General features: G+C 73.3%; 23 protein-coding genes and 1 pseudogene. 6 read left to right on the top strand and 18 right to left on the bottom strand.

Annotation, left to right across the window (positions count from 1 at the left end):
* Positions 1–166 precede the first annotated feature (166 nt).
* The 4 genes from OG899_RS20240 to hisI all read right to left on the bottom strand — a co-directional run bounded on the left by OG899_RS20240 (position 167) and on the right by hisI (position 3,230).
* Positions 167–430, bottom strand: coding sequence for an HGxxPAAW family protein (locus OG899_RS20240; RefSeq protein WP_125497769.1), 264 nt, complete (start codon positions 428–430; stop codon positions 167–169).
* Between the two features lie 147 nt (positions 431–577).
* The gene (locus OG899_RS20235) at positions 578–1,222 is read right to left on the bottom strand and encodes a TIGR02234 family membrane protein (protein ID WP_125497770.1); all 645 of its coding nucleotides are present in this window, start codon (positions 1,220–1,222) and stop codon (positions 578–580) included.
* Between the two features lie 80 nt (positions 1,223–1,302).
* Entirely contained in the window at positions 1,303–2,793 is a 1,491-nt protein-coding gene (locus tag OG899_RS20230) for an anthranilate synthase component I (RefSeq protein ID WP_125497771.1), read from the bottom strand.
* A gap of 11 nt (positions 2,794–2,804) precedes the next feature.
* Entirely contained in the window at positions 2,805–3,230 is a 426-nt protein-coding gene (gene hisI / locus OG899_RS20225; protein ID WP_125497772.1) for a phosphoribosyl-AMP cyclohydrolase, read from the bottom strand.
* Between the two features lie 82 nt (positions 3,231–3,312).
* Here hisI and OG899_RS20220 point away from each other — a divergent pair, with 82 nt between their 5' ends.
* A complete protein-coding gene (locus OG899_RS20220) occupies positions 3,313–3,948 on the top strand; it encodes a TIGR03085 family metal-binding protein (protein ID WP_125497773.1) in 636 nt (211 codons plus the stop codon).
* 54 nt (positions 3,949–4,002) lie between these two features.
* On the opposite strand, the pseudogene OG899_RS20215 reads toward OG899_RS20220, so the two are convergent.
* From OG899_RS20215 to hisD, 9 genes and pseudogenes are all read right to left on the bottom strand, one after another.
* Positions 4,003–4,918: pseudogene (locus OG899_RS20215) on the bottom strand (MFS transporter); the annotation flags it as partial.
* Between the two features lie 90 nt (positions 4,919–5,008).
* Complete coding sequence (gene hisF, locus OG899_RS20210) at positions 5,009–5,764, bottom strand: imidazole glycerol phosphate synthase subunit HisF (protein ID WP_125497774.1); 756 nt, start codon at positions 5,762–5,764, stop codon at positions 5,009–5,011.
* A complete protein-coding gene (locus OG899_RS20205) occupies positions 5,761–6,162 on the bottom strand; it encodes a RidA family protein (protein WP_125497775.1) in 402 nt (133 codons plus the stop codon). Before OG899_RS20205 ends, hisF begins: the two co-directional genes overlap by 4 nt.
* Positions 6,159–6,887 carry a bifunctional 1-(5-phosphoribosyl)-5-((5-phosphoribosylamino)methylideneamino)imidazole-4-carboxamide isomerase/phosphoribosylanthranilate isomerase PriA gene (priA, locus tag OG899_RS20200; RefSeq protein ID WP_168131356.1) on the bottom strand — a complete coding sequence of 243 codons (729 nt, stop codon included), beginning with the start codon at positions 6,885–6,887 and terminating at the stop codon, positions 6,159–6,161. The genes OG899_RS20205 and priA overlap by 4 nt, the downstream gene beginning before the upstream one ends.
* The gene (hisH, locus tag OG899_RS20195) at positions 6,887–7,543 is read right to left on the bottom strand and encodes an imidazole glycerol phosphate synthase subunit HisH (protein WP_125497777.1); all 657 of its coding nucleotides are present in this window, start codon (positions 7,541–7,543) and stop codon (positions 6,887–6,889) included. The genes priA and hisH overlap by 1 nt, the downstream gene beginning before the upstream one ends.
* Positions 7,534–7,698 (bottom strand): hypothetical protein, encoded by a 165-nt coding sequence (locus tag OG899_RS20190; RefSeq protein WP_168131357.1) that lies wholly within the window; start codon positions 7,696–7,698, stop codon positions 7,534–7,536. The genes hisH and OG899_RS20190 overlap by 10 nt, the downstream gene beginning before the upstream one ends.
* A gap of 4 nt (positions 7,699–7,702) precedes the next feature.
* Entirely contained in the window at positions 7,703–8,296 is a 594-nt protein-coding gene (hisB, locus tag OG899_RS20185; RefSeq protein ID WP_125497778.1) for an imidazoleglycerol-phosphate dehydratase HisB, read from the bottom strand.
* Entirely contained in the window at positions 8,293–9,411 is a 1,119-nt protein-coding gene (locus OG899_RS20180) for a histidinol-phosphate transaminase (protein WP_125497779.1), read from the bottom strand. The genes hisB and OG899_RS20180 overlap by 4 nt, the downstream gene beginning before the upstream one ends.
* Positions 9,408–10,733 (bottom strand): histidinol dehydrogenase, encoded by a 1,326-nt coding sequence (hisD, locus tag OG899_RS20175; RefSeq protein ID WP_125497780.1) that lies wholly within the window; start codon positions 10,731–10,733, stop codon positions 9,408–9,410. Before hisD ends, OG899_RS20180 begins: the two co-directional genes overlap by 4 nt.
* Positions 10,734–10,936: 203 nt before the next feature.
* On the opposite strand from hisD, the gene OG899_RS20170 reads away from it, so the two are divergent.
* From OG899_RS20170 to ybaK, 4 genes are all read left to right on the top strand, one after another.
* Positions 10,937–12,514: an oxidoreductase gene (locus OG899_RS20170; protein WP_125497781.1), complete on the top strand. Its 1,578-nt coding sequence runs from the start codon at positions 10,937–10,939 to the stop codon at positions 12,512–12,514.
* 261 nt (positions 12,515–12,775) lie between these two features.
* Positions 12,776–13,828 (top strand): hypothetical protein, encoded by a 1,053-nt coding sequence (locus OG899_RS20165; protein ID WP_125497782.1) that lies wholly within the window; start codon positions 12,776–12,778, stop codon positions 13,826–13,828.
* 11 nt (positions 13,829–13,839) lie between these two features.
* Complete coding sequence (locus tag OG899_RS20160) at positions 13,840–14,577, top strand: LON peptidase substrate-binding domain-containing protein (RefSeq protein ID WP_125497783.1); 738 nt, start codon at positions 13,840–13,842, stop codon at positions 14,575–14,577.
* Between the two features lie 44 nt (positions 14,578–14,621).
* Complete coding sequence (gene ybaK, locus OG899_RS20155; protein WP_125497784.1) at positions 14,622–15,119, top strand: Cys-tRNA(Pro) deacylase; 498 nt, start codon at positions 14,622–14,624, stop codon at positions 15,117–15,119.
* Positions 15,120–15,182: 63 nt separating this feature from the next.
* Here the strand turns inward: ybaK and OG899_RS20150 are convergent, their stop codons facing one another.
* The 4 genes from OG899_RS20150 to OG899_RS20135 all read right to left on the bottom strand — a co-directional run bounded on the left by OG899_RS20150 (position 15,183) and on the right by OG899_RS20135 (position 19,274).
* A complete protein-coding gene (locus OG899_RS20150; RefSeq protein WP_168131359.1) occupies positions 15,183–15,935 on the bottom strand; it encodes a hypothetical protein in 753 nt (250 codons plus the stop codon).
* 51 nt (positions 15,936–15,986) lie between these two features.
* The gene (locus tag OG899_RS20145; protein WP_125497785.1) at positions 15,987–16,814 is read right to left on the bottom strand and encodes an ABC transporter permease; all 828 of its coding nucleotides are present in this window, start codon (positions 16,812–16,814) and stop codon (positions 15,987–15,989) included.
* 130 nt (positions 16,815–16,944) lie between these two features.
* Positions 16,945–17,919 carry an ABC transporter ATP-binding protein gene (locus OG899_RS20140; RefSeq protein ID WP_125497811.1) on the bottom strand — a complete coding sequence of 325 codons (975 nt, stop codon included), beginning with the start codon at positions 17,917–17,919 and terminating at the stop codon, positions 16,945–16,947.
* A 140-nt stretch (positions 17,920–18,059) separates the two neighbouring features.
* Positions 18,060–19,274 (bottom strand): NYN domain-containing protein, encoded by a 1,215-nt coding sequence (locus OG899_RS20135; RefSeq protein ID WP_125497786.1) that lies wholly within the window; start codon positions 19,272–19,274, stop codon positions 18,060–18,062.
* Between the two features lie 261 nt (positions 19,275–19,535).
* Here OG899_RS20135 and OG899_RS20130 point away from each other — a divergent pair, with 261 nt between their 5' ends.
* On the top strand, positions 19,536–19,703 hold the full coding sequence (locus OG899_RS20130; RefSeq protein ID WP_168131364.1) for a hypothetical protein: 168 nt from the start codon (positions 19,536–19,538) through the stop codon (positions 19,701–19,703).
* 138 nt (positions 19,704–19,841) lie between these two features.
* Here OG899_RS20130 and dnaE read toward each other — a convergent pair whose 3' ends face one another.
* Positions 19,842–23,381, bottom strand: a complete 3,540-nt coding sequence (gene dnaE / locus OG899_RS20125; protein ID WP_125497787.1) for a DNA polymerase III subunit alpha — start codon at positions 23,379–23,381, stop codon at positions 19,842–19,844.
* Positions 23,382–23,610: the final 229 nt, after the last annotated feature.

Here is a 23,610-nt window from a genome sequence, read left to right as displayed (position 1 = left end):
CGGGAGGCGGGCCGGGGCGTCAGGCGTGCGGGGACGGTCGGCGTTCACGCCCGCATTGTGCCGCGCGGCGGACGCGGGTGCGCGTGAGGGGCGGCATCCGCCGCCCCTCGTCGGCCGTTCGTGGCGGGCCTCGGCGTCGTCGTACGGGCCCGCCGGACGGTGCGGTTCAGTTCTCGGCCGCGGCCGGCTCGCGCTGCTCGGCGGCCTGCGCGCCGGCGAGCTGGTGCACGGGGTGCTCGTTCTTCTGGCCCAGGCCCATCTTGCGCATGATGCCGCCGACGATGCCGCCGAGCAGCACGATGCCCATGCCGACCCAGAAGCCGACCGGCTGGGCTCCCACCATGAAGACGCCCGCGACGCAGAAACCGATGAAGGCGATGATGACACCGGTCCAGGCGGCCGGGGTGTGACCGTGGCTGCTGCCCGCCATGACTTGCTCCTCGTTGCTGTGTTGTGTCTGAGCCGGACGCTCCGACTCCATTGTCCCGTACGCACGGGGCGGGTGTGAGCGGGGGTGGCTCGTGCCCGCCGGGGGCCGGGGGTGCGCACCGGGTGCTCCGACGGTGCGCCGGCCGGATCAGGCGCGTTCGGTGGGGTCCTCGCCGCGGTCGAGGGCCTTCCACAGTTCCTCGGGGCGCTCGGGGTCGACCGGGCGGGAGCGGCGGGTGCGGGGCGTGGTCCCGGCCCGCTCGTAGCGGCCGGACATGGCCGGCCACCGCCGGCCGTAGCGCAGGGCGAGCAGCCCGGCGAGCAGGATGAGCACCCCGCCCGCGGCGGCGACGTAGGGCCAGCCGGTGTGGGTGAGCGCGGCGGCGGTCGCGGCGGTGTCGCCGGAGGCCTGCGCGGCCTTCTCGTCCAGGGCGCTGCTGTCGCCGGCACCGGAGACGGCCGCGACGACGGTGCCGGCGCCGGAGAGCGCGAGCAGCGCGGCGACCAGCACCCGGCCCAGGCGGCGGACGGCGAAGACGGCGAACAGGGCGGCCAGGCCCACGACGGCGAGGGCCGCGGGCACGCCCGTGACCTCGCTGCCCTTGGCGCTCAGCGGGAAGGCGCCGCCGGCGACCGCCGCGGTGCCCTCCGCCCAGCGCTGCCGGGAGGCCAGCAGTGCCACGGCGGCGCCGAGCGCGCCGCACAGCAGGGCGACGGCGAGGCTCCGGCGGCCGGTCCGGGCGGGGGCGGCGGCCTCGGTACGGGGGTGAGGTACAGCTGTCACGTACTCCACTATCGCCTGCGGGCCGGCCGCGCCCGCATCCGGGGCGGTGAGACGTGCCCCACCCCGGCGGGCGGGGCACGGTGCGGCGGTCAGCCGCCGAGCCGGTTGGCGGTGTGGACCGCGCGCAGCACGGCGGCCGCCTTGTTGCGGCACTCGGTGTCCTCGGCGACCGGGTCGGAGTCGGCGACGATGCCGGCGCCCGCCTGGACGTAGGCGGTGCCGTCGCGCAGCAGCGCGGTGCGGATGGCGATGGCGGTGTCGGAGTCGCCGGCGAAGTCCAGGTAGCCGACGCAGCCGCCGTACAGTCCGCGCCGTGACGGCTCCAGCTCGTCGATGATCTGCATCGCGCGCGGCTTGGGCGCCCCGGACAGGGTGCCCGCCGGGAAGCAGGCGGTCAGCACGTCGAAGGCGGTCCGGCCGGCGGCCACCCGGCCGGTGACGGTCGAGACGATGTGCATGACGTGCGAGTAGCGCTCGATGGACATGAAGTCCACGACCTCGACGGAGCCCGGCTCGCAGACCCGGCCCAGGTCGTTGCGGCCCAGGTCGACGAGCATCAGGTGCTCGGCGCGCTCCTTGGGGTCGGCGAGGAGTTCCTCGGCGAGCGCCTGGTCCTCCTGCGGGGTGGCGCCCCGCGGCCGGGTGCCGGCGATGGGGTGCAGCATCGCCCGCCCGTCCTCGACCTTGACCAGCGCCTCGGGCGAGGAGCCGACCACGTCGAAGCCGTCGAAGCGGAACAGGTACATGTACGGCGAGGGGTTGGTGGCCCGCAGGACCCGGTAGACGTCCAGGGCGCTCGCCGTGCACGGGGTCTCGAACCGCTGCGAGGGCACGACCTGGAAGGCCTCGCCCGCGCGGATGCGTTCCTTGACGTCCTCCACGGCCGCCCGGAAGTCCTCCCCGCCCCAGCGGGCGGTGTACTCGGGCAGTTCGCTGGGCGGCAGGGCGACGGCCTGCTGGGTCAGGGGCCGGGCCAGGTCGGCCTCCATCGCGTCCAGGCGGGCGACGGCGTCGGCCCAGGCCTCGTCGACGCCGGTCTCCAGGTCGTTGTGGTTGATCGCGTTGGCGATCAGCAGCACGGTGCCGTCCCAGTGGTCGAGGACGGCGAGGTCGCTGGTGAGCATCATGGTCAGCTCGGGCAGCCGCAGCTCGTCGTGCTCACCGGGCCCGATCTTCTCCAGGCGGCGCACGATGTCGTAGCCGAGGTAGCCGACCATGCCGCCGGTGAAGGGCGGCAGGCCCAGGTCGTGGGCGAGATCGCGGGGCGTGTGCAGCGTTTCGAGGGTGGCCCGCAGCGTGGCCAGCGGGTCGCCGTCGACGGGGACGCCGACGGGCGGGGTGCCCAGCCAGTGGGTGCGGCCCTCCCGCTCGGTGAGGGTGGCGGCGCTGCGGACGCCGACGAAGGAGTAACGGGACCACGAGCGTCCGTTCTCCGCGGATTCGAGCAGGAAGGTGCCGGGGCGTTCGGCGGCGAGCTTGCGGTACAGCGCCACGGGGGTGTCGCCGTCGGCGAGGAGCTTGCGGGTGACCGGGACGACCCGGCGGTCGGTGGCGAGTTTGCGGAACGTCTCGAGGTCCATGGCGGCCGACCCTACTTCCGTGCGGCCCGGCCGGCAGCGGCGTCCGCCAGCAGGACGTCGGCGTCGAAGCAGGTGCGGTCGCCGGTGTGGCAGGCGGCGCCCACCTGGTCGACCTTGACCAGCACCGTGTCGCCGTCGCAGTCCAGGGCGACGGACTTGACGTACTGGACGTGGCCGGAGGTGTCGCCCTTGACCCAGTACTCCTGGCGGCTGCGCGACCAGTAGGTGCAGCGGCCGGTGGTCAGGGTGCGGTGCAGCGCCTCGTCGTCCATCCAGCCGAGCATCAGCACCTCTCCGGTGTCGTACTGCTGGGCGATGGCGGGCAGGAGTCCGTCGGCGCTGCGCTTGAGGCGGGCGGCGATCTCGGGGGCGAGGCCGCTGGGCCGTGCGGCGGAGGCCGCCGGGTCGGGGGCGGGATTACCGGACGTGCTGGTCATGGGTGCCATTGTGCCGCGCGGCACGGACGGCACGGCGCCGCGTCGGCTGTCCGGACACGGCGGGGAGCCGTAGGCTGAGCCCATGTCGACCTTTGCCAAGCGTGAACGGCTGCTGCTCGCCGACCTGTTGGAGACCGCCGGCCCGGAGGCACCGACGCTCTGCGAGGGCTGGCGCACCCGTGATCTCGCCGCGCACGTGGTGGTGCGCGAGCGGCGCCCGGACGCGGCCGGGGGCGTGCTGATCAAGCCGCTCGCCGCCCGCCTGGAGAGGGTGCTCCAGGAGTACGCGGCCAAGCCGTACGAGGAGCTGATCCGGCTGATCCGCACCGGTCCGCCGCGCTTCTCGCCGTTCGGCGTCAAGCAGGTCGACGAGGTGGCGAACACGGTCGAGTTCTACATCCACGCGGAGGACGTGCGGCGGGCCCAGCCGGACTGGTCGCCGCGCGAGCTGGACCCGGTGTTCCAGGACGCCCTGTGGTCCCGTCTGGAGCGCACCGCCAGGCTGCTGGGCCGGGGCGTCCCGTCGGGCCTGGTGCTGCGCCGGCCCGACGGCCGCACGGCCGTGGCCCACCGGGGCACGCCGGTGGTGACGGTGACCGGGGAACCCTCGGAGCTGCTGCTGTTCGCGTTCGGCCGGCAGCGGGTGGCCCGGGTCGAGCTGGAGGGCGACCAGGACGCGGTGACCGCGATGCGGGAGACCAAGCAGCTGGGCCTCTGAGACCCGCTCGGCGGGGCCGCCCGGCCTCGGGGGACTCGGCGAAGCGGCCCGGCCTCAGGGCAGCTGGGCGCGGCGCAGGGCCGGGACGCACAGGGGGACCGTCCCGCCGAGGCCGCACACGGCCGCGCTGACCGGGGCCTGTCCCCCAGGCACCGATCGCGGCGGCGGACAGCGGCATGCCGATCGGGGCGAGCCCTGGCTGACCAGCGTGGCGACGGCGGTCACCCGCCCCAGGTGCGCCGGGGCGGAGACGGTCTGCAGCAGCGCCTGGCACATCGCACCGCTCAGCCCGGTGCGCAGGCCGATCACCACGGCGGTGGCGACGGCCGCGACGACGGTCGGCGCGCACGCGAGGGCGCCGACCGCTGCCGCTCCCGCCAGGATCGACCAGTCGGCCATCCGCCCGGCATGCGGCAGCCTCCCCCGCACCGTCGGCAGCAGCGAGGCGGCGCCCGCCCCGGCGCCGAAGCCCACGAGCACCCAGCCCGGCCGCCGTCCCGCCGCGCGCGTCGCACAGCAGGGTCAGGCCGGCGTTGAGCGGCCCGACGAAGCCGAGGCCGCCGAGGGCCATGGCGAGCATCAGCGGCGCGAGCACCCGGTGCCCGCGGATGTAGCGCAGTCCCCCACCAGGTCCTTGCGGGCGCCGGTCGCGGTCCGCTCGGCGGCGCCGAACGTCCGGCGGCAGCTCACGCATCCGCACGCGGACCAGCAGTGGCGCGGACAGGGCGATCAGCAGCCCCGCGAGACCGAACGCGGCAGCCGGCCCGCCCAGCGCCACCCCGAGCCCGCCGAGCGGGCCGCCGGCCAGGCTCGCGCACCGGACCGCGAGCCCCCGCATGCCCTGCACGCGCGCCGGCTGCGACCGGTGCGTCACCCGCGCGGGCAGGGCGCCCACGGCCGGCAGGAACACCGCGTCGACGGTGCCGAGAACCAGCGCGAGCAGCGTCAGCGGCCACAGCCCGGGGCCGGTGCACAGGTACGGCGCGGACTTCTGCTTCGAGAAGAGCCCCGGACCGCCGACAAGCGGCCGGGGCCTTCGACGCGGGTCTCGCCGACCGGCTCAGCGGACCGGGTGGCCCGCCTCCCTCAGGGTGTCCTTGACCTGGCCGATGCGCAGGTCGCCGAAGTGGAACACGGAGGCCGCCAGCACCGCGTCCGCGCCCGCGGCGATGGCGGGCGGGAAGTCGGCGAGCCTGCCGGCGCCGCCGGAGGCGATGACGGGGACGGTGACGTGCTTGCGGACGGCGGAGATCATCTCCAGGTCGTAGCCGTCCTTGGTGCCGTCGGCGTCCATGGAGTTCAGCAGGATCTCGCCCGCGCCGAGCTCGGCCGCGCGGTGCGCCCACTCCACGGCGTCGATGCCGGTGCCGCGGCGGCCGCCGTGCGTGGTCACCTCGAAGCCGCCCGACGGGGTGCGGCGGGCGTCGACCGAGAGCACCAGCACCTGGCGGCCGAAGCGCTCGGCGATCTCCCGGATCAGGTCCGGGCGGGCGATCGCCGCGGTGTTGACGCCGACCTTGTCGGCGCCGGCCCGCAGCAGCTTGTCCACGTCCTCGGCGGTGCGGACGCCGCCGCCGACGGTGAGCGGGATGAAGACCTGCTCGGCGGTGCGCCGCACCACGTCGTAGGTCGTCTCGCGGTTGCCCGAGGAGGCGGTGATGTCCAGGAACGTCAGCTCGTCGGCGCCCTCGGCGTCGTACACCTTGGCCATCTCGACGGGGTCGCCCGCGTCCCGCAGGTTCTTGAAGTTGACGCCCTTGACGACCCGGCCGCCGTCCACGTCCAGGCAGGGAATGACTCGGACCGCCAGGGTCATGAATCCACGGCTCCTCTGAATGCTTCCAGTTCCACTTCGACCAGGATGCGCGGATCCACGAAGCCCTCCACGACCAGCAGGGTCGCCGCCGGGCGCACGCCGCCGAACAGCTCCTTGTGGGCGCGGCCCACGGCCTCCACGTCGCGCGCGTGGGTCAGATACATCCGGGTCCTGACCACCGACTCGGGTCCGAGCCCGAACTCGGCGATCGCCTCCAGGGCGCTGGTGAAGGCCACCCTGGCCTGCTCGTACGGGTCGCCCTCGCCGTAGAGCACGCTGCCCTTGAAGGACGACGTGCCGGCCACCAGCACCCGGTCGCCCGCCGCGACGGCGCGTGCGAAACCGAAACTCTCTTCCCAAGGACTTCCGCTCTGCACCCGCCGTACGGCGTCGCTCATGACGACACAGCCTCCAGGGCCTCTTCGAGGGTGAACGCCTTCGCGTACAGCGCCTTCCCGACGATGGCGCCCTCGACACCGAGCGGCACCAGCTCGGCGATGGCGCGCAGGTCGTCGAGGGAGGACACGCCGCCGGAGGCGACGACCGGGCGGTCGGTGGCCGCGCAGACGTTCTTCAGCAGCTCGAGGTTGGGGCCCTTGAGGGTGCCGTCCTTGGCGATGTCGGTGACGACGTAGCGGGCGCAGCCCTCCTTGTTCAGGCGCTCCAGCGTCTCGTACAGGTCGCCGCCGTCGCGGGTCCAGCCGCGTCCGCGCAGGGTGGTGCCGCGCACGTCCAGGCCGACGGCGATCTTGTCGCCGTGCTCGGCGATGACCCGGGCGACCCACTCGGGGGTCTCCAGGGCGGCGGTGCCGAGGTTGACCCGGGTGCAGCCGGTGGCCAGGGCGGCCGCGAGGGTGTCGTCGTCGCGGATGCCGCCGGACAGCTCCACCTTGATGTCCATGGCCCGGGTGACCTCGGCGATCAGCTCGCGGTTGTTCCCGGTGCCGAAGGCGGCGTCCAGGTCGACCAGGTGCAGCCACTCGGCGCCGGCGCGCTGCCACGCCAGGGCCGCCTCGAGCGGGGAGCCGTAGGAGGTCTCCGTCCCGGACTCGCCGTGCACCAGGCGGACGGCCTGGCCGTCGCGGACGTCGACGGCGGGGAGGAGTTCGAGCTTCGAAGCCATCACAGGGTTCCGATCCAGTTGTTCAGCAGCTGCGCTCCGGCGTCGCCGGACTTCTCGGGGTGGAACTGGGTGGCCCACAGGACGCCGTTCTCCACGGCGGCCACGAAGGGCTTGCCGTGCGTCGCCCAGGTCACCTTGGGGGCGTGCATCGCCGGGTTGTGCGTCTCCAGCTGCCAGTCGTGGACGGCGTAGGAGTGCACGAAGTAGAAGCGGGCGTCGGCGTCCAGGCCGGCGAACAGCTCCGACCCCTCCGGGGCCTCGACGGTGTTCCAGCCCATGTGGGGCACCACGTCGGCCTCGAGCGGGCCGACCGTGCCGGGCCACTCGTCCAGGCCCTCGGTCTCCTCGCCGTGCTCGATGCCGCGGGAGAAGAGGATCTGCATGCCGACGCAGATGCCCATCACGGGGCGTCCGCCGGACAGCCGGCGGTCGATGATCCAGTCCCCGCGGGCCTGGCGCAGGCCGCGCATGCAGGCGGCGAAGGCGCCGACACCGGGCACCAGCAGTCCGTCGGCGTTCATCGCCACGTCGAAGTCGCGGGTGATCTCGACCTGGGCGCCGGTGCGGGCCAGCGCGCGCTCGGCGGAGCGGACGTTGCCGAAGCCGTAATCGAAGACGACGACCTTCTTGGCCGCGTTGCCGCTGCTCAACTCCACACCTCCAGCCGCAGCACGCCGGCGGCCAGGCACATCACGGCCCCGATCGACAGCAGGGTGATCATGCTCTTGGGCATCTGCTGCCGGACGAAGGAGATGATGCCGCCGACGAGGAACAGACCGATGACGATCAGGGCGGTGGACGAACCGTTCATCTTCTTACAGGGCGCCCTTCGTCGAGGGCAGGATGCCCGCCGCCCGCGGGTCGCGTTCGCTGGCGTAGCGCAGCGCCCGGGCCAGCGCCTTGAACTGGCACTCGACGATGTGGTGGGCGTTGCGGCCGTAGGGCACGTGCACGTGCAGCGCGACCTGGGCCTGGGCGACGAACGACTCCAGGATGTGCCGGGTCATCGTGGTGTCGTACTCGCCGATCATCGGCGCCATGTTCTCCGGCTCGGTGTGCACCAGGTAGGGGCGGCCGGAGAGGTCCACGGTGACCTGGGCGAGAGACTCGTCCAGCGGGACCGAGCAGGTGCCGAAGCGGTAGATGCCCACCTTGTCGCCGAGGGCCTGCTTGAAGGCGGCGCCCAGCGCCAGCGCGGTGTCCTCGATGGTGTGGTGGGAGTCGATGTGCAGGTCGCCGTCGGTCTTGACGGTCAGGTCGAACAGCCCGTGCCGGCCGAGCTGGTCGAGCATGTGGTCGAAGAAGCCGACACCGGTGGCGATGTCGGTCCGGCCGGTGCCGTCGAGGTCGATCTCGACCAGGACGGAGGTCTCCTTGGTGGTGCGCTCCACGCGCCCGACGCGGCTCATCCGCTCAGCTCCACTTCGTTCTTGAGTTCGCGCACCGCATCGAGGAACGCGTCGTTCTCCGCCGGGGTCCCGGCCGTCACCCGCAGCCGTCCGGGCACGCCGTTGTCCCGGACGAGCACGCCGCGGTCGAGGATCTTCCGCCAGGCCTCGTGGGCGTCGGCGAACCGGCCGAACTGCACGAAGTTGGCGTCCGAGGCGGTGACCTCGTAGCCCATCGCGCGCAGCTCGTCGGCCAGCCGGTCCCGCTCCTGCTTGAGCTGTGCGACGTAGCCCAGCAGCGTGTCGGTGTGCTCCAGGGCCGCGAGCGCGGTCACCTGGGTGATCGCGGACAGGTGGTAGGGCAGCCGCACCAGCTGCACGGCGTCCACGACGGCGGGGTGCGCGGCGAGGTAGCCCAGGCGCAGTCCGGCCGCGCCGAACGCCTTGGACATGGTGCGCGAGATCACCAGGTGCGGGCGGTCCTGAAGCAACGGCAGCAGCGAGGAGCCGTGGCTGAACTCGACGTACGCCTCGTCGACGATCACCATCGACGGCTTCGCCGCCTGCGCGGCCTCGTACAGCGCGGCGACGGTCTCGCGCGGGACGGCGTTGCCGGTGGGGTTGTTGGGGGTGGTGATGAAGACGACGTCCGGGCAGTGCTCGGCGATCGCCTTCTCGGCGGCGGCGAGGTCGATGGCGAAGTCCTCGTCGCGGGGGCCGGGGATCCAGCCGGTGCCGGTGCCGCGGGCGATGAGCGCGTGCATCGAGTACGACGGCTCGAAGCCCATCGCCGTGCGGCCGGGGCCGCCGAAGGCCTGCAGCAGCTGCTGGATGACCTCGTTGGACCCGTTGGCGGCCCAGACGTTGCGCAGGCCGACCTCGTGGCCGCCGGTGCGCGTCAGGTAGGCGGCGAGCGCCGTGCGCAGCTCAACCGCGTCCCGGTCCGGGTAGCGGTTCAGGCCGCGGGCGGCCTCGCGCACCCGCTCCGCGATCCGCTCGACCAGCGGCTCGGGCAGCGGGTAGGGGTTCTCGTTGGTGTTCAGCCGTACGGGGACGTCCAGCTGGGGCGCGCCGTAGGGGGACGTGCCGCGCAGCTCGTCGCGTACGGGGAGATCGTCGATCCGCACGTCGCTCACTTGCTCTCGGGTACCTTCCAGCCGAACCTCGCCTTGATCGCCGCGCCGTGGGCCGGGAGGTCCTCGGCCTCCGCCAGGGTCACCACGTGGTGGGCGACCTCGGCGAGGGCGTCGCGGCTGTAGTCGACGATGTGGATGCCGCGCAGGAAGGACTGCACGGACAGGCCGGAGGAGTGGCAGGCGCAGCCGCCGGTGGGCAGGACGTGGTTGGAGCCGGCCGCGTAGTCGCCGAGGGAGACCGGCGCCCAGGGGCCGATGAAGATCGCGCCGGCGTTGTGCACCCGGTCGGCGACCGCGGCGGCGTCGGCGGTCTGGATCTCCAGGTGCTCGGCGCCGTAGGCGTCGACCACCCGCAGGCCCTCCTCGATCCCGTCGACCAGGACGATCGCGGACTGCTTGCCGGACAGGGCCGGGCGGATCCGGTCCTCGACGTGCTTGGTGGCGGCGACCTGCGGCTCCAGCTCCTTCTCCACCGCGTCGGCCAGCTCGGCGGAGTCGGTGACCAGGACCGCGGCGGCCAGCGGGTCGTGCTCGGCCTGGCTGATCAGGTCGGCGGCGACGTGCACCGGGTCGGCGGTGGCGTCGGCGAGGATCGCGATCTCGGTGGGGCCGGCCTCGGCGTCGATGCCGATCCGGCCGGTGAAGTAGCGCTTGGCGGCCGCGACCCAGATGTTGCCGGGGCCGGTGACCATGTTCACGGGCGGGCAGGACTCGGTGCCGTAGGCGAACATCGCCACGGCGGTGGCGCCGCCCGCGGCGTACACCTCGTCCACGCCGAGCAGGGCGCAGGCGGCGAGGATGGTCGGGTGCGGCAGCCCGCCGAACTCGGCCTGGGCCGGGGAGGCGAGCGCGACGGACTCGACGCCGGCCTCCTGGGCGGGCACGGCGTTCATGATCACGGAGGACGGGTACACCGACCGGCCGCCGGGCGCGTACAGCCCGACCCGCTGCACCGGCACCCACTTCTCGGTGACCGAGCCGCCGGGCACCACCTGCGTGGTGTGCGTGGTGCGGCGCTGCTCGCGGTGGACGAGCCGGGCGCGGCGGATGGACTCCTCCAGGGCGGCCCGCACGTCCGGATCGAGACGGTCCAGCGCCTCCTTCAGCGCCTCCTGCGGCACACGGACGGAGTCCAGCCGCACGCCGTCGAACTGCTCGGCGAACTCGATCAGCGCCGCGTCGCCGCGATGATGCACGGCCTCGCAGATCGGACGCACCTTCTCCAGGGCGGCCGCGACGTCGAAGTCGGCTCGGGGCAGCAGGTCGCGAAGGGCGGGACCCTCGGGGAGGGCGCCGCCGCGCAGATCGATTCGGGAGATCACGCCTCCAATTCTCTCAGATGGCCCTCGCGCCCCGTTCACCTGTATCGGTGGCTGATACAGAACCCCTCCACAGGCGTATTCCGGCCTTCCTCTGAAATCGGACGATTCCCCTCACGCACCGCGTTCCAACCGTCACCCAGCGGGCATCACCGGTGGTACGAAGCGGCAGAACTCACAGGGAGACAGGAGAAGAGGGGCGAATCGTGACAGAGGTTACCGGCGCCCGTGCCGGGGACCTGCCGGACGACCTGACCGCGGTCGAGGCCGGGATGTGGCAGGCCTTCCGCAACGGCAGCGTGTACGACCTGCGCACCGGGGACGCCGCGGTGGACGACCCGCACGGCGGCCATCCCTGGGGACCCGAACGGACGGTGCGCGGGCGTGTCGTGTGCTGGCTGCTGCTGGACGGGCCGCCGGCGCTGCCCGGGCGGGTGGCGGCGCTGAAGCTGGCCGGGCTGCGCATCAAGGGCGCCGTGGACCTGGCCGGGGGCACCGTGGTCCCGTACGTGGAGCTGAACGGCTGCCGCTTCGACGAGGAGGTGCGCCTGCCCGAGGCCCGGCTGTCCACCTTACGGCTGGTGAACTGCGCGCTGCCCCGCCTGGAGGCGGCCCGCCTGCACACCGAGGGCGACCTGCACCTGCCGCGGTGCCGCATCCGGCGGGGCATACGGCTGACCGACGCGCAGATCGGCACGGACCTGCTGCTCAACCAGGCCGTGGTGGACCGGGACCGCACCGGCCGGGCGATCGCGGCGGACGGGCTGACGGTCGGGCAGGACCTCCAGGCGGACCTGCTGCAGGCGCACGGCGAGATCAGCCTGCGCAGCGCCTCGATCGGCGCGTCGCTCGGCCTGCGCGGCGCACGGCTGTCCGCCCCCTGCGGCCGGTACGCGCTCAACGCGCCGCAGCTGACGGTCGGGCGCGCGTTGTACCTGACCCCGGCCGGGGTGGGCGGCCCGCCGCTGCGCCCGGTGACGCCCGAGCGCGGGACGCTGTTCCGGCCCTTCGCCTGCCGGGGCGGAGTGCGGCTGGACGACGGACGGTTCGGCGAGGCGGTGGACCTCGGCCACGCCCGCTTCGACCTCGTCGAACCGCAGGAGCTGTCCCTGCGCCGGGTGCAGACGCCGGAGCTGCGCTTTTTGTGCGAGCGGCCGCGGGGCGGCCGGGTGCTGCTGTCCGGGGCGCGCATCGCCACCCTGGTCGACCGGGCCGGCAGCTGGCCCGGCCCCGGCGGCCTGCAGATGAACGGCTTCGTCTACGAGAACCTGGTGCCGCGCGGCCCGTTCCCGCTGACCGCCCGTCTGGCCTGGGTGGCGGCGGCCACCCAGGAGTACAACCCGGAGCCGTACGAGCGGCTGGCGGCGGTGCTGCGGGAGGCCGGCGAGGACGCGGACGCGCGCGAGGTGCTGCTGGCCAAGCACCGCCGCAGACGGCAGACGCTGCCGCCGGCCGGCAAGCTGTGGGGCTACGTCCAGGACGTCACCGTGGCCTACGGCTACCGGCCCGGCCGGGCCGCGGTGTGGATGGCCCTGCTGTGGGCGGCCGGCTCGGTGGCCTTCGCCCACGCCGACCGTCCGCCGGCCGAGCCCGGCGAACGCCCCGACTGGAACCCCTCCCTATTCGTCCTCGATCTGCTGCTGCCGGTGGTGGACCTGAACCAGGCCAGCCAGTGGCAGGTCGACGGCGTCTGGCAGTGGCTCGCGGCGGCGATGGTGCTGCTCGGCTGGGTGCTGGCGACCACGGTGACGGCGGGGGCGACCCGGCTGCTGCGGCGGAACTAGGAGGAAGCAGGCAGGCCCCGGCCGACGGTGCGCGCCGGGCGTCGGGCGGGAGGGGCGGCAGGTCCCTGAGGGCCGCGCGGGCGCCGCCTCCGGCTCGGCCGTGCCCGGCCCGCAGGGCGGCATCCGGGGAGCGGACCCGGGCACCGGGCGGCCGGGCGAACTCATTGAACTCTCACGTTTTTACCTTCTCTTGGCCGGCCGCCGTACAACCTTCGACCGGCTTCGCCGTGCCCCTGGCGCGCATCCGACCTGCGTTTTTCAATGGTGTGCACCATGGCTCTGCTGCCCCTGTTCCACCGTCCGGCCCACAGGAGAACGACCGCTGCGCGCCCCGCCGCCCTGCCCGAGGACACGGTGTCGGCCGACGACGAGGTGTTCCTCGACGCGCCCGACGAACATCTGGGGCCGGCCCTGGTCGCCGCCGCCCGGGGCGCGTACGGACCGGCGTCCCGGCTGCTGGCCGGCACCCGGGAGCGCGGCGCCTGGGAGGACCGGGACGGATACGTGCTGCGGCTGGCCGCCTTCGCCCGCTCCCGGCCCGAGTGGCTGCGCAGCTGGCGCGCCGCCGCCCCCGACGACCCGGACGCGCTGCTGGTGGCGGCCCAGCTCGCCCTGGACCACGCCTGGCCCTCGCCGGGCCGTGCCGAGCTGCTGCGCGAGGTCACCCCGCTGATCACGGCGGCCGCGCGCGCCGACGACCGGGACCCGGTGCCCTGGCGGGTCGCGCTGGACCACGCGCGCGGCAGCCGGGCCGGGCACCGGTACGTCGAGGAGCTGTGGGAGGCCGCGGTGCGCCGAGCCCCGCACCACTACGGCTGTCATGTGGCCGCCCTGCGCTATCTGGCCGAGATCTGGCGGGGCGCCCACCGCGAGTGCCTGGATTTCGCCGAACGGGCCGCCCAGGACGCGCCCGCCGGATCGCCGGTGCAGGCGCTGCCGCTGCGGGCGGCCTTCATCTGCCTGGCCGACGCGGAAGCGGGCGAACTGCCGCGCGGGCGGCTCGACGCGGCGGCGGACCGGGCGATCGCCTTCTCCCGGGGCCTGCCGCCGGCCGAGATCCGCGTGGCGGAGATCCGCAATCTGCTGATGTACGTGCTGCTCCGGCTCGGCCGGCACCGGGACGCGCTCTGCCAGGCCCGGCTCATCGGCCCGTACGTCACCTCGTTCCCGTGGGAGAGGGTCTCGGACGATCCGCTCGGCCTGTTCCTGCGGCTGCGTGCCGACGCCGGCGCGGGACCGCCCGCACCGCCGTCCCTGCCACCGGCGCCGGGCGGGGCCGAACGGGGCCGCCGCGCCGACGGGCACGGCCAGTAGGCTGTTGCGCCGTGACGACCGTCCGCCTGCCGCTCTTCCCGCTGAACACGGTGCTGTTCCCGGGGCTGGTGCTCCCGCTGAACGTCTTCGAGGAGCGCTACCGCGCCATGATGCGCAGCCTGCTGGCCCTGCCCGAGGACGCGCGCCGGTTCGCCGTCGTGGCCATCCGCGACGGCCACGAGGTGGCTCCGAGCGCCCCGGGCCTGCCGGATCCGACGGCGCTGCCCGAGCGCGGGGCGGCGGCCGGTTTCGGGCCCGACCCGGCCCGGGCGTTCCACACAGTGGGCTGCGTGGCGGACACGGCGTCGATCCGGCAGCGGCCCGACGGCACCTTCGAGGTGCTGGTGACCGGCACCGTCCGGGTGCGGCTGCTGTCGGTGGACGCCTCCGGCCCGTTCCTGACCGCCGAGCTGGAGCAGCTGCCCGAGGAGCCCGGCGACGAGGCGGAGGCCCTGGCCGAGGGGGTGCTGCGGGCGTTCCGGCAGTACCAGAAGCAGCTGGCGGGCGCCCGGGAGCGGTCGCCGGCCACCAGCGCGCAGCTGCCGGAGGAACCGCGGGTGGTGTCGTACCTGGTGGCGGCGGCGATGGTGCTGGACACGCCGACGAAGCAGCGGCTGCTGCAGACGCCGGACACCACCTCGCGGCTGCGCGACGAGCTGACCCTCCTCCGTTCGGAGACGGCCATCCTGCGCAGTCTGCCGTCGTTGCCGGCGCCGGAGCTGACACGCGCTCCGACGAGCCTCAACTGACGCGGCCGGCCGGCGCGCCGGCGGAGAGGGAGACCAGGCGGGAGATGGCGAAAAAGGCGAAGAAGCAGCAGGCCGGGGGCACACCGGCGACCGTGGCCCTGGCCGCGGCGGGCGTGGCGCACACCGTGCGCTCCTACGAGCACGATCCCTCCCACCCCTCCTACGGCGAGGAGGCGGCCGAGGCGCTGGGGGTGCCGCCGGAGCGGGTGTTCAAGACGCTGGTCGCGGAGGTCGACGGCCGGCTGACGGTGGCCGTGGTCCCGGTGGCCGGGTCGCTGGATCTGAAAGCCCTGGCGGCGGCGGTCGGCGGCAAGCGCGCGGCGATGGCCGACCCGGCGCTCGCCGAGCGCACCACGGGCTATGTCCGCGGCGGCATCTCGCCGCTGGGCCAGCGCAAGAAGCTGCCCACCGTGCTGGACTCCTCCGCGACCGACCACGCCACCATCTGCGTCTCGGCGGGCCGCCGGGGCCTGGAGGTCGAGCTGGCCCCGCTGGACCTGGCGAAGCTGACCGAGGCGGTGCTGGCCCCGATCGGCCGGTGAGAGGCCGCGCGGCCGGGTGCCGCGTGAGGACTGCGGAGCCGTCGTGCGGGCGCGGGCCCCGGGTCAGGCCGCGGGCGGGCCGTCGTGCGGGTGCGGGTGCTGCCCGGGCGGTTCGGGCTCCCGCGGGACGAACAGCGCGGTGAGCGCCAGGTGCACCACGAGCGCGGCCACCGGCCAGGCCAGCAGGGCCCCCTTGGCGCCCAGCTCCAGCGGCGCGGGGAAGGTCACGCCCTCACCGACGGCCCTGGCGTGCGCCACCACGTCCTGCTGCGGGCCCAGCCACACCCCGAGCCGCCAGGCCAGCAGCGAGCCGAGCAGTCCGCCCAGGCACAGCGCCACCGCGGACGCCACGCCGCCGCGCCGCCACGCGAGGAACACGGCGACCGCGCTGACGGCGCCGAAGGCCAGGCCGAGCAGGGTGAAGGTGCCGTCCACGCCGACGGCCTGCTCGCCCTCGGAGTCCTTGAGGTAGACGACCCAGGTGTGGTCGTTGATCCGCCCCACCAGCGGCACCCGCGGGGCCAGCCACAGCCAGGCGAGCCCGAGCAGCACTCCGCCCAGCGCCACGGCGACCAGCGCCACGGCTGCCCGGCGCACCTCGGTCCTCCAGCCGGGGCCGGCGGCTTCGGGGGCCGTGACCTCACCGGGGTGGGCCGGTGTGTCCGGTACGGCCGCTGTGTCCGGTACGGCCGCGTCGGCGGGCGGCTGCGCGGGCTGCGGCTGCCGGCCCTGCTGCGGGCCGGACGTCCGGCCGGACGGAACGGACTGCGAGGAGTGCCGGTCGGGCGGCGGTGGTGGAGTCAACGGAGCGGTCACCCTGTCATCGTGCCAGTCGAGGTCGTCGTGCCGGTCGCGCGGCCGGTCGGGTCACCGGACGGCTGCCCGCCGGTAGGCCCAGGTGGCCACCGCCAGCGACACCACGCCGACCGCGGCGCACACGGCCATGTCCACGCCGACCAGGGTCCAGTCCGGGCGGGCGTCGAAGGTCCGGGCGTAGGCCTCCACACCGTATGTCGAGGGCAGCAGGTCGCGCAGGAACTGCACCGGCTGCGGCATCCGCTCGGGCGGCAGGACCCCCAGCAGCAGCGCCGCGGACATCCCCAGCTGCCCCAGCAGGGTCGCCAGCTCGGGCCGGGGGGCGAGCAGGCCGAAGGTCCCGCCGAGCCCGGAGAGCGCGGCACCCGCGAGCGGAATCACGGCCACGAGTACCCACAGGTTGCCCAGCGGCAACCCGAACAGCACGCAGCCGAACACCGCGGTCACCAGGGTGCCCGGCACGGTGAAGGACGCATAGGCGGCCGCGGCGCCCAGCACCACGGCGGCGGGCGGCACCGGCAGCGTGGCGTAGTGGTCGAGGCCGCCGCCGGCGCGCAGCTGGCCGAAGTACTGCGCGAGCAGGTTCAGCGCGACGAACGCGACCACGACGATCGCGGCGCCGGCCACCACGGAGTGGGCCTCCTCACCGCCCCCGACCACGCCCCGCAGCATGATCATGATGCCGACGGACTGGAAGGTCGCCACGAACAGCAGCGGCATCCTCGCCACCCGCGCCCGGGACAGCTGCGCCCGGTACACGGCCGCGAGGGACGGCCACAGCCGGGCGCGCGGGCCCAGCTCGGCGGGCGGTGTCTGACCGGCGCCGCCGCCTTGCGCGGCCGGTGTGCCGGCCAGCACGTCGGCGGGTACGACACTCACGTCGAACTGCTCCTTCTCGCTCCGGCGTGCTCCCCCGCGCGACCGGCTCCGGTGCCGGCCCGCACACCCGTCTTCTCACTCCGCGCGCAGGGCGCGGGACGGTGCGCGGCGCGGGCGTTCTGCGCGCACCTCATGCCTTCACCAGCCCCTGCCGCGCGGAGCCGCCCAGCTCCAGGTAGACGTCCTCCAGGCTGGGCGTGGTCAGGGTGAAGTCGTCCAGGGCGGCGAAGGCGTCCCCGCCGGTGACCGTGGCCACCACGGCGCGGGCCTCGTCGGGGGGCAGCCGCAGCGTCCAGCGGCGCCCCGACTCCTGGGCCCGCTCGCGCAGCGCGGCCACCTCGGGCACCTGCAGCGGCGCCCGCTCGCGCCACACCAGCTCCACCCGCACCTCGCCGGAGACCCGCTCCTTCAGGCCGGCCGGGGTGTCGCAGGCGATGACCCGGCCGGCGTCGAGGACGGCGACCCGGTCCAGGACGGTCTCGGCCTCGATGACGTTGTGGGTGACCAGCACGACCGTGGTGCCGCGCTCGGCGCGCCGCCGGTCCACGGCGGACCACACCGCGCGGCGGGCCACGGGGTCCATGCCGGTGGTCGGCTCGTCCAGCACCAGCAGTGGGCGTTCGCCCATCAGTGCGGCGGCGAAGCAGGCCAGCCGACGCTGGCCGCCGGACAGCTTCTTCAGCGGGCGCGAGGCGATCGGGGTCAGGCCCAGTTCGTCGAGGACGGCGTCCCGCTCGGCCCGGGCCCGCCGGGCGTCCAGGCCGCGCAGCCGTCCGGTGGTCTCGGCGGCGAGCGCGACGGTCAGCTCGTCCAGGGCCGTGGACTCCTGGCCGAGGTAGGCGAGGATCCGCGCGGCCCGCTCGGGGTGGGCCACGATGTCGTGGCCGAGGATCGTGACACTGCCCGTATCGGGGCGCATCAGCCCGGTGAGCTGACGGACCAGGGTGGACTTGCCGGCGCCGTTGGGGCCGAGCAGCCCGAAGATCTCGCCGCGCCGCACGTCCAGTTCCACGCCGTCGGTGGCGCGCACCTCGGGGGTGCCGGGGGCGCCGCGCCGGCCGCGGGACGCCGGGTAGGTCTTGGTCAGTCCGCGCACCGCGCACACGACGTCGTCCCCGTGCCGCAGTGCCTGTCCCGCGCGCTCACTCACAAGGGAGGAGACTACGGGGTCGGTCTGCTTCACCCGTCCTTGGGGCGACTTCTGCGGGCGTCCCGGCGTCCGCGGCGGGGCGCCGGCCGCTCGTCTCAGTCGCCCGCCGGGGCGTGTTCGGTGCCCGTGTGGACGCCGATCTCCCGCCAGAATCCGGCGCGGATGGCGTACCGGTCGCGCTCGTCGATCTGGTCGTCCTTGTGCGCCAGCAGCCCGAAGCGGGCGGCATAGCGCAGCAGCTCGCCGTCGATGCGGTGCGGGATGCGCGGGTACATCGACGACAGTTTCTGCAGGTGGCTGCGGTCGCCGAGGCGTTCCACCCAGCGGCGGGCGAAGACCTGCCCGACCTCGTACGGGTCGCCGCCGACGGTGGTGATGTCCTCCTCGCGGTCCGCCCAGCGCTGCTCCGCGGTGGTCAGCTGGGCCAGGGTCGGCATCGAGGCGGCCTCGGGCGGTTCGGCGAAGACGCCGGAGCGGTCGACCCAGCCGCGGTCGGAGGACCAGCGCAGGGTCGCCGTGGCGGGGTGCTGGACGCTCGCGGTGCCGGAGGCGCGCAGGGCGGCCAGGTCCTTGGGGGTGGGCACGCCCTTGGCGGGCAGCCGCTCCTCGGTGCCGGTCCGGGCGGCGGGCTGGGGCGCGGGGGCGCGGTCCTCGGCGGGACGTTCGCCGGCCGCGGAGAGGGCGGACTCGGGCAGCGGTGCGGAGAGGATCGCGGCGATCTCGGGGCCCGGCGCGGGCGGCGGGGCGCACACGGCGCCGGTCTCCCTGGCGTGGACGGCCTTGGTGATCCAGGAGCGGTCCAGGACGCGGCGTTCGTCGGCCTCGGCGACCAGGTCCTCGGACTGGTTGTAGTCGCCGTCCGCGGCCTGCACGGCCCACAGGTGGACGGCGACGCCGTGCTCCTTGGCGGCCATCATGCCGGGCAGCAGATCACCGTCCCCGGTGACCAGGACCACGTCGGAGCAGGCGCGGTTGCGGGCCAGCTCGGTGAGTTCGGCGTGCATGGCCGCGTCGACGCCCTTCTGCGCCCAGCGTCCGTCGCTGCGGGTCAGGGCGCCCAGGCGGACGGTGACCCGGGGCATCACCCGCAGCCTGCGGTGCTCGGGCTGGGGGACGCGGTCGGGGGCGCCGTCGAACCAGTAGATGCGCAGCAGCGGGCGGCCGGTGTCGGACTCGGCCTGCTGGCGCAGTTGCTGGACGAGGGCGGTGTGGTCGACGGTGATCCGGGATCGCGACGGCTCTCCGGCGAGGAGGCTCGCGGCGGCCCCCAGCAAGTACCCGGCGTCCACCAGGACGACGCAGCGGTCCACGCGCTCCACCCTCTTTCCGGGAGGTGACTTCGGGCCTTGTGCCCGAGGTCGTGCCTCGGGGTTGCTTTCGGGTCTGTTTCGAGTCTGCCCGACGGCACCCGGGTTGACTGCCCGGACTCGATCTTCGGCGTGGCGTTCCGAGGCCGTGCACCCCGACGACCCGTGTGACATACGGTAATTATCCGACATGCGTTCATTGTCGGCGTGTGTGAATCTGGTCCCGGCCCTGGCCCCTAGATCCCCCACAGGAGGCTGATCACCATGGCCAAGAACCGCAAGCAGGACCGCAGCCGGCAGAAGGCGTCCGTGGCCGCGAACGGCCCGCAGGAGACGGAGCACTCGGTGACGCAGTCGCAGCCGGCGACCGGCGTGCAGCCCGACGGGTCCGCCGGGCGCAAGGGCCGGCAGAAGCGTTTCGGCCATAACTGAGGCCGCGTCGCGGCGTCGTGGCCCGCGGCCGGCGCCGTATCGGCGCGGCGGTGATGCGGTCGCCGGCACGGCACGAAGCGCCACGAGGGGCGTACCCGGCAGGCCGGGCACGCCCCTCGTCGTCTTCTCCGGTCCGGCTCAGCCGGCCAGGCAGGACGGGCCGAGCAGCACCTTCAGATCGCCGAAGAGGGCGGGGTCGGGCTTGACCCGGTGGCGGTCCAGGCGCAGCACGGTGGTCTTGCGCGGGCCCTGCAGCTTGATCCGCACCTCGCTGTCGCCCTTGTGGTTCTCCAGGATCTCGCCGAGGCGGCTGACCATGGGCGGGGTGACCTTCAGCGCCGGGATGCTGAGCACCACCGGTGCGTTGCTGCCGGTCGCGGTGAGGTCGGGGACCATCAGCTCCATCGCCACCAGCCGCGGCACGTCCTCCCGCTTGTCCAGCCGGCCCTTGACGAAGACCACGGCGTCCTCGACGAGTTGGGTGGACACCAGCTGGTAGGTCGCGGGGAAGAACATGCACTCGATGGAGCCGGCGAGGTCCTCGACGGTGGCGATCGCCCAGGCGTTGCCCTGCTTGGTCATCTTGCGCTGCAGGCCGGAGATGATGCCGCCGATGGTGACGACCGAGCCGTCGGCGAAGTCGCCGCCGGTGAGCTGCGAGATGCCCGCGTCCGCCTTGTCGGCCAGGACGTTCTCCAGGCCGAACAGCGGATGGTCGGAGACGTACAGGCCGAGCATCTCGCGTTCCTGGGCGAGCAGATAGCTCTTGTCCCACTCCTCGGGGGAGAACTCCACGTCGAGGCCGAAGCCCACCTCGCCGCCGGTGTCCTCGCCCATCCCGCCGAAGAGGTCGAACTGGCCCTCGGCCTCCTTGCGCTTGACCGCGACCACGTTGTCGATCATCGACTCGTACTTGGCCATCAGGCCCTTGCGGGTGTGGCCCAGGGAGTCGAAGGCGCCGGCCTTGATCAGCGACTCGGTGGTGCGCTTGTTGCAGACCACGGCCTCGACCTTGTCGAGGTAGTCGGGGAAGGAGGTGTACTTCCCCTTGGACTTGCGGGTCTTGATGATCGACTCGACGACGTTGTTGCCGACGTTGCGCACCGCGGACAGGCCGAAGAGGATCACGTCGTCGCCCTGCGCGGCGAAGTTCGGCTCGGACTCGTTGACGTTCGGCGGCAGCACCCGGATGCCCATGCGGCGGCACTCGTTGAGGTAGACGGCCGACTTGTCCTTGTCGTCCTTGACCGAGGTGAGCAGGGCGGCCATGTACTCGGCGGGGTGGTTGGCCTTCAGGTAGGCCGTCCAGTACGACACCAGGCCGTAGGCGGCCGAGTGCGCCTTGTTGAACGCGTAGCCGGCGAAGGGGACCAGCACGTCCCACAGCGCCTGGATGGCCTCGTCGCTGTAGCCCTTCTTGCGGGCACCGGCCTGGAAGATGGTGAAGTTCTTCGCCAGTTCCTCGGGCTTCTTCTTGCCCATCACGCGGCGCAGGACGTCGGCCTCGCCGAGCGAGTACCCGGCGATGATCTGGGCGGCCTTCTGCACCTGCTCCTGGTAGACGATCAGGCCGTAGGTGACGTCCAGGACCTCCTTGAGCGGCTCCTCCAGCTCCGGGTGGATGGGCGTGATCTCCTGCTGGCCGTTCTTGCGCAGCGCGTAGTTGATGTGGGAGTTCATGCCCATCGGGCCCGGCCGGTACAGGGCCGAGACGGCGGAGATGTCCTCGAAGTTGTCGGGCTTCATCATGCGCAGCAGGGAGCGCATGGGGCCGCCGTCGAACTGGAAGACGCCGAGGGTGTCGCCGCGCTGGAGCAGCTCGAAGGTCTTGGGGTCGTCCAGCGGGAGGCTGAGGAGATCGATGTCGATCCCCTTGTTCGCCTTCACCATCTTGACGGCGTCGTCCATGATGGTCAGGTTGCGCAGGCCCAGGAAGTCCATCTTCAGCAGGCCGAGCGACTCGCAGCTCGGGTAGTCCCACTGCGTGATGGTCACGCCGTCGGTGTGCCGGACCCAGACCGGGACGTGGTCGACGATGGGCTCGCTGGACATGATCACGCCGGCCGCGTGCACGCCCATCTGGCGCACCAGGCCCTCCACGCCGCGCGCGGTGTCGATGACCTTCTTCACGTCCGGCTCGTTCTCGTACATCGAGCGGACCTCGGCGGCCTCCGAGTAACGGGGGTGCTCGGGGTCGGTGATGCCGGACAGCGGGATGCCCTTGCCGAGGACGTCGGCGGGCATGGCCTTGGTGATCCGGTCGCCCATGGCGTACGGGTAGCCCAGCACACGGGCGGCGTCCTTGATCGCGTTCTTGGCCTTGATGGTGCCGTAGGTGCCGATCTGGGCGACCTTGTCGGCGCCGTACTTCTCGGTGACGTACCGGATGACCTCGGCGCGCCTGCGCTCGTCGAAGTCGATGTCGACGTCGGGCATGGAGATGCGCTCGGGGTTGAGGAAGCGCTCGAAGATCAGGCCGTGCGGGATCGGGTCGAGGTCGGTGATGCCCAGGGCGTAGGCGACGATCGAGCCCGCCGCGGAGCCACGGCCGGGGCCGACGGCGATGCCGTTCTTCTTGGCCCACATGATGAAGTCGGCGACCACCAGGAAGTAGCCGGGGAACCCCATCTGGATGATGACGTCCATCTCGTACTCGGCCTGCTTCCGGCGGTCCTCGGGGACGCCGTCCGGGTAGCGGCGCTCCAGGCCGCGCCGGACCTCCTCCTGGAACCAGGTGACCTCGGTGTAGCCCTCGGGGATGTCGAACTTGGGCATGAGGTCGCGCTTCTCGAACATGCCGGTGGTGTCGACCATCTCGGCGACGAGGAGCGTGTTGGCGCAGCCCTGCTGCCAGGCGTCCGAGGAGTCGATGGCGTACATCTCCTCGGTGGACTTCAGGTAGTAGCCGGTGCCGTCGAACTTGAAGCGGTCGGGGTCGGAGAGGTTCTTGCCGGTCTGGATGCACAGCAGGGCGTCGTGCGCGGCGGCCTCGTGCGCGTAGGTGTAGTGCGAGTCGTTGGTGACCAGCGGGGGGATGCCGAGCTTCTTGCCGATCTCCAGCAGGCCGTCGCGGACCCGGCGCTCGATCTCGATGCCGTGGTCCATCAGCTCCAGGAAGTACCGGTCCTTGCCGAAGATGTCCTGGTAGTCGGCGGCGGCCTTGAGGGCCTCGTCGAACTGGCCGAGCCGCAGCCGGGTCTGCACCTCGCCGGAGGGGCAGCCGGTGGAGGCGACGATGCCCTCCGACCACTGGGCGATGGTCTCCTTGTCCATCCGCGGCCACTTCTGCAGCCAGCCCTCGGCGTAGGCGTCGGAGGACAGGCGGAAGAGGTTGTGCAGACCGGTCTTGTTCACCGCCCACATCGTCTTGTGGGTGTAGCCGCCGGAGCCGGAGACGTCGTCCCTCTTCTGGTGCGGCTGGCCCCAGAAGATCTTGCGCTTGTTGCGCCGCGACTCGGGGGCGACGTACGCCTCGATGCCGATGATCGGGGTGATGCCGGCCTTCTTGGCGGAGTGGAAGAAGTCGTAGGCGCCGTGCAGGTTCCCGTGGTCGGACATGGCGATGTGCGTCATGCCCATCTTGGTGCAGGCCTCGAACATGTCCTTCAGCCGCGCGGCACCGTCCAGCAGCGAGTACTGCGTGTGGACGTGCAGGTGCGTGAACGGCGGCTTCGACACGGTGCTGCCTCCAGAGGAGAACGTCGGGCGGACGGCTTGCGGACGGTCCGGGGAACAGCGTCGAAGTCTATTCCCCACCGGTGACAGCGGCCGCGTGTGCCACATCCGTCCGGGGGGACGACCGGGCACGCGTGCGCCCCTCGGGACGCCGGCGCGAACAGGAGATCCGTTGCTCACCGACCATCGCGCTCCGGGGCCTCCTGCACGAGGGCACCGTGCGGTGGCCTCG

The sequence above is a fragment of the Streptomyces thermoviolaceus genome, from assembly GCF_045209695.1.
GTDB classification, from domain to species: Bacteria; Actinomycetota; Actinomycetes; order Streptomycetales; family Streptomycetaceae; genus Streptomyces; species Streptomyces thermoviolaceus.
The sequence above is the reverse complement of the archived record's forward strand: the minus strand, read 5'-3'. Positions and strand labels throughout refer to the sequence as shown.